The organism is Actinosynnema sp., from assembly GCF_052038725.1.
Genome location: NZ_JBQGCX010001286.1, coordinates 1 through 4,484, shown reverse-complemented (window position 1 = coordinate 4,484; position 4,484 = coordinate 1). Strand labels below are relative to the sequence as shown.

General features: G+C 71.8%; 6 protein-coding genes. 1 reads left to right on the top strand and 5 read right to left on the bottom strand.

Going from position 1 to position 4,484, the window contains the following annotated elements:
• The first annotated feature begins 180 nt into the window (after positions 1 to 180).
• Positions 181 to 900, top strand: a complete 720-nt coding sequence (locus tag ACTUAL_RS27205; RefSeq protein WP_440902239.1) for a TetR/AcrR family transcriptional regulator — start codon at positions 181 to 183, stop codon at positions 898 to 900.
• Here the strand turns inward: ACTUAL_RS27205 and ACTUAL_RS27200 are convergent.
• From ACTUAL_RS27200 to ACTUAL_RS27180, 5 genes are all read right to left on the bottom strand, one after another.
• On the bottom strand, positions 897 to 1,088 hold the full coding sequence (locus ACTUAL_RS27200) for a DUF1918 domain-containing protein (RefSeq protein ID WP_096497045.1): 192 nt from the start codon (positions 1,086 to 1,088) through the stop codon (positions 897 to 899). The two genes, ACTUAL_RS27205 and ACTUAL_RS27200, sit on opposite strands and share 4 nt — an antisense overlap.
• A 94-nt stretch (positions 1,089 to 1,182) precedes the next feature.
• Positions 1,183 to 1,578, bottom strand: a complete 396-nt coding sequence (locus tag ACTUAL_RS27195; protein WP_096497044.1) for a bacteriophage spanin2 family protein — start codon at positions 1,576 to 1,578, stop codon at positions 1,183 to 1,185.
• Positions 1,579 to 1,617: 39 nt separating this feature from the next.
• Positions 1,618 to 2,571, bottom strand: a complete 954-nt coding sequence (locus ACTUAL_RS27190) for an ABC transporter ATP-binding protein (RefSeq protein WP_440902238.1) — start codon at positions 2,569 to 2,571, stop codon at positions 1,618 to 1,620.
• Entirely contained in the window at positions 2,568 to 3,365 is a 798-nt protein-coding gene (locus ACTUAL_RS27185; protein ID WP_096497042.1) for an ABC transporter permease, read from the bottom strand. The genes ACTUAL_RS27190 and ACTUAL_RS27185 overlap by 4 nt, the downstream gene beginning before the upstream one ends.
• A complete protein-coding gene (locus tag ACTUAL_RS27180) occupies positions 3,358 to 4,143 on the bottom strand; it encodes an ABC transporter permease (RefSeq protein WP_440902237.1) in 786 nt (261 codons plus the stop codon). The genes ACTUAL_RS27185 and ACTUAL_RS27180 overlap by 8 nt, the downstream gene beginning before the upstream one ends.
• Between the last annotated feature and the right edge of the window lie 341 nt (positions 4,144 to 4,484).

Here is a 4,484-nt window from a genome sequence, read left to right as displayed (position 1 = left end):
GCGCTCGCCCCGCAGCCCGCGAGGCGGTCGGTTTGCAGCCCGCGTGGCGGTCGGTTTGCGGGCTGCGAGTGCGGTTGGCTTGCGGGTTGCGAGGCTGCTGGGGGTGGGGTGCGGTGGTTGGGTGGGCTGCTGTGGAACGAGGGCTTGGGTGGCCCGTCAGGTGGAAGGTGGTGATGCCCCGTGGTGCAGGCCCGTCGTGAGCGCTATCGCGCCGAGACGCGGGAAGAGGCCAAGCGGATCGCGTTGGAGCAGCTTGCCGCGTTGGGCGTCGAGGGGGTGTCGGTCAACGCCATCGCCAAGCGGATGGGGATCACGGGGCCTGCGCTTTACCGGTACTTCAGCAGTCGTGAGGAACTGCTGACGGACCTCATCCGGGACGCGTACGCGGATGTTGCCGCGCTTGCGGACGCTGCGGTCGCCGCCACCGCCGAGTTGGGCGGTGCGGCGCGGTTTCGGCACTTCGCGGGGGAGTTGCGGAAGTGGGCGTTGGCGCAGCCGCACCGGTATCTGCTGCTGTACGGGACGCCGGTTCCGGGGTACCGGGCGCCTGAGGACACGGTGGTCACCGCGCACCGGGCCATGAGCGCGTTCCTGCTGGTTTTCCGGCAGGTGCACGGTGAGCGGAGCGTGAAAAACGTGGGGAGTGCGACCGTCGACCGGGTGCGGGCCGATGGGGTGAGCGGGGCTGGGGAGGCCGAATTGGACGTCCAGCTGGCGAGCTGGGTCGCGGCTCGGGGGGGAGGGGAGATGCCCCCTTCCGTGCCGTTGACCGCGTTGCGGGCCTGGACCCGGCTGCACGGGGTGCTCAGCCTGGAGGTCTCCGGGCAGTTCGGGTTGATGGGGTTCGACCCGGCCCTGCTGTACGGGGCCGAGGTCGAGTCGCTGGTCTCCGGCGGCTAGTCGCCGGGCCTGGGGCGGACCAGGCAGTCCGGGCCGGGGTAGACCAGGCCCTCGTGGCCGTCGTCGAAGCGGACCAGGTAGGGCGGAGTCCCCTCGGGACCCCGCACCTCCACGATCTCGCCGATCCGCTCCTGGATACCGACCACGTGCCCCTGGACCTGAAGTTCGTCGCCCACTGTCGCGTGCATCCGCCCACCTCCGGCGCGATCCGATCGGACAGCTCCCGAAAGTACCGCCAAGTGCAAGATCGTGCTGGTCAGGGGCGCGCGGGCGGACGTGCGGTCACGCGCAGGCGGACGTCAGCCTGGCCACCCGGTCCAGCTTCTCCTGCGACCACTCGGCGATCGACGACGGGCTCAGGTCCTCCAGGGTGACCTGGTCCATGGTCGTGGAGACGCCCTCGATGGCCTCGCGCAGCGTAGTGTCGGCGGACTTGTCGGCCAGCGCCCCCAGCTCCTCGGCCTTCTTCTGCGTCTCCTCCAGCGCCCTCTGCGGGTCGGTCGCGTCCGGGGTGAACCCGGCCAGCGCCAGCGCCTCGGTGCACAGCGACACCTTGTCCAGCGCCTGGCTCGCGTCGTTCACGGCCTCGTTGGCCTGCTGCACGCTCTCGCAGGCCGACAGCGACCCGACCACGCCGAGCGCCAGCAGGAACGTCACGGCGGTGCGTCGTGCGCGCATGGTGGTACCCCGTCTCCGGCTCGTCCGTTTCGTCCGACTCTACCGGCGCGCGTAGAGCCGCCGGACCACTTCTCCGATCTCCGGCTCCTCCACGACCAGGTCGAGCACCTCGGCGCGGGTCCCCCCCGGGGCGATCAGCGCCGCCGCCGTGGTGTCGGCGCGCCGGAACGCCAGCCGCTGCCGCAGCCCGCCCTGCTCGACCGACACCGACGCCACGCCGGGCAGCCCGGCCAGGTCGGCGGGCGCGGCGAGCTCCACGACCAGCACCCGCTCCGGGCTGACCTCGTGCCGCAGGTACTTCAGCGGGCCGTCGGCGAGCACCGTGCCCCGGTCGATCACGACCAGGCGGTGGCACAGGCGCTCTATGTCGTCCAGGTCGTGCGTGGTCAGCAGGAGCGTCGTGCCGCGCTTGGCGTTCAGCTCGGCCAGGAACTCGCGCAGCCGCTCCTTCGACTCCAGGTCCAGCCCGATCGTCGGCTCGTCCAGCACCAGCAGCTCCGGGTCGTGCAGCAGCGCGGCGGTGATCTCGCCGCGCATCCGCTGCCCGAGCGAGAGCTGCCGCACCGGCGTGTCCAGGAACGGGCCGAGGTCCAGCAGGTCGGCGCACTCGGCCAGCCTGCGCGCGTAGCTGCGCGCGTCCACCCGGTAGATGGCGCGCAGCAGCTCGAAGCTGTCCACGAGGGGCAGGTCCCACCACAGCTGGGTGCGCTGGCCGAACACCACGCCCAGCCGCCTGGCCACCTCGCGCCTGCTCCTGGTCGGGTCCAGGCCGGACACCAGCACCCGGCCGGACGTCGGCACCAGGATGCCGGTGATCATCTTGATGGTGGTGGACTTGCCCGCCCCGTTGGGCCCGACGTAGCCGACGGCCTCGCCCTCGGCGATGTCGAAGCTGACCCCGGCGACGGCGGTGACGACCCGCCGCTCCCGCCGGAACCGGCCGATCTTGCGGGAGAGCGTGAACTCCCGGCACAGCTCGCGCGCCTCGATCATGATCCTGTCCCCCGGTAGTGGCGGACCGCGAAGCGCCACACCAGCCCGGCTGCGCTGGCGCTCGCGACCGCGATCAGCGGTGAGATCCAGCCGAGCCAACCGGGACCGCCCAGCGGGTCGGGGCGGCCCAGCAGCGCCAGGGCCGGGTAGTACGCGATGAACGCGAACGGCAGCGCGAACGCCATCACCCTGCGCAGCGCGAGGCCGTAGATGGTGATCGGGTAGGCGGCGAACGCATTGCCGCCGTGCGTGACGGTGTTCGCGACCTCCTGGCCCTCGACGAACCAGAACGACACGGCGCTCGCCGCGACCCACACCGAACCGAAGATCACCGCGCCGCACAGCGGGGTGGTGACGGCCAGCAGCAGGAGCCACGGCGTCCAGTCGATGTCGTTGTGCAGCAGCGCGTACACCGTCACCCCCACGCCGCTCGCGACCCGGCCGAGCCTGCGCAGCCGGATGTCGGACACCATCAGCTGCGGCAGCGTGCCCAGCGGTCTGGTGAGCAGCGCGTCGAACGTGCCGTCCCGCAGGTAGACCGGCAGCTCGTCGAGCTGGCCCGCGGTCAGGTCGGCGATGCCGAAGGCGGTGCTGGACAGGGCGTAGACCAGCAGCACCTCGTGCACGCTGAACCCGCCGAGGTCGGTGATCCTGGTGAACAGCACCAGGATCACGACCAGCTCGACCAGCTGCCCGCCCGCCTGGGCGACGCACTCCAGCGCGAACGAGACCCGGTAGGACATCTGCCCGCGCAGCCGGGCGCCCACGAGCCTCGGGTAGATCGGCTCAGCCACCCTGCACCACCACCCGGTGCACGGCGGTGTGCAGCACCAGGTGGCCCAGCGCGCTCGTGCCGATCGCGGACACGACCTGGTGGCTCAGCAGCAGCCACGGCGACCCGACGCCGAGGAACACGTCGACGGGGGCCTGGAGGATCGCCGGGAACGGGGTCGACCACAGCAGGTCCCTGCCCCACTCGGGCAGGAAGGCCAGCGGGACGGCCAGGCCGGACAGCAGCGGGATGACCACGCCGTAGACGCTGAGCAGGCCGCGGTTGTCCAGCAGCCAGAACGCGGTGCAGTTGATCATGAATCGGATGTTGAAGCTCACCACCAGGCCCAGCACCGCGCTGACCCCGAACACCGGCAGGAGTTCCGGGGCGGGCCAGCGGAACGGGAAGAACAGCGCGCCCACCGCGACCGGCGGCAGCAGCCTGGCCAGCGCGGCGTGGCAGGCCCGGCCGACGTCCTGGGCGAACAGCGCCGCCTGCAGGTGCCACGGGCGGTACAGGTCGACCACGATGTTGCCGGTGCGGATCCGGTCGGAGAGCGTGCTGTCGCCCCACAGGACCACGAACGCCATCAGGCCCTGCCCGAGCCACACGTACGTCGTGGTCGCCGTCGTGTCGTAGCCCCCGCCGTGGCCGACAGGGGCGATGGCCGCCGTGAGCACGGCGGTTCTGAGCAGGCCGAACATCACGTTCGCGGCGATTCCCGCGAAGGTCGCTCGCCGGTAGGTGGAGTAGCGGCGGAAACCGGCCAGCGCTAATCGGGCGTAAGCGCGCACCCTCATGACCCTATGCACTCGCCGGCCCCCTTTGGGGTGGAACAGCCGCCGCTTGCTCCGAACCGGGGACGTGATTGGTGGTATCTGTGAAAAGCCTTGCGAGAGACGGGTGAGGGTGCCTGTGCGGGCTGGGTGAACCGCCGCGTCACCCGCCGAGGCTAAGGGTGGGTGGTGGCGGGCTGTGAACTTGGGCAGGGGGTGCCCACTGACGGGTGAAACCCGTGCGGGTGAGGCGCTGGTGGGAAGTTGTAGCCCGGCCCCGGGTCGGTGGGGGGGCGCTCCCCCCCCCCAACCCGGCCCGCGCGCCGACCGCCCCCCCGGCCCCCCCCCCACCCCCCCCCCGGCGC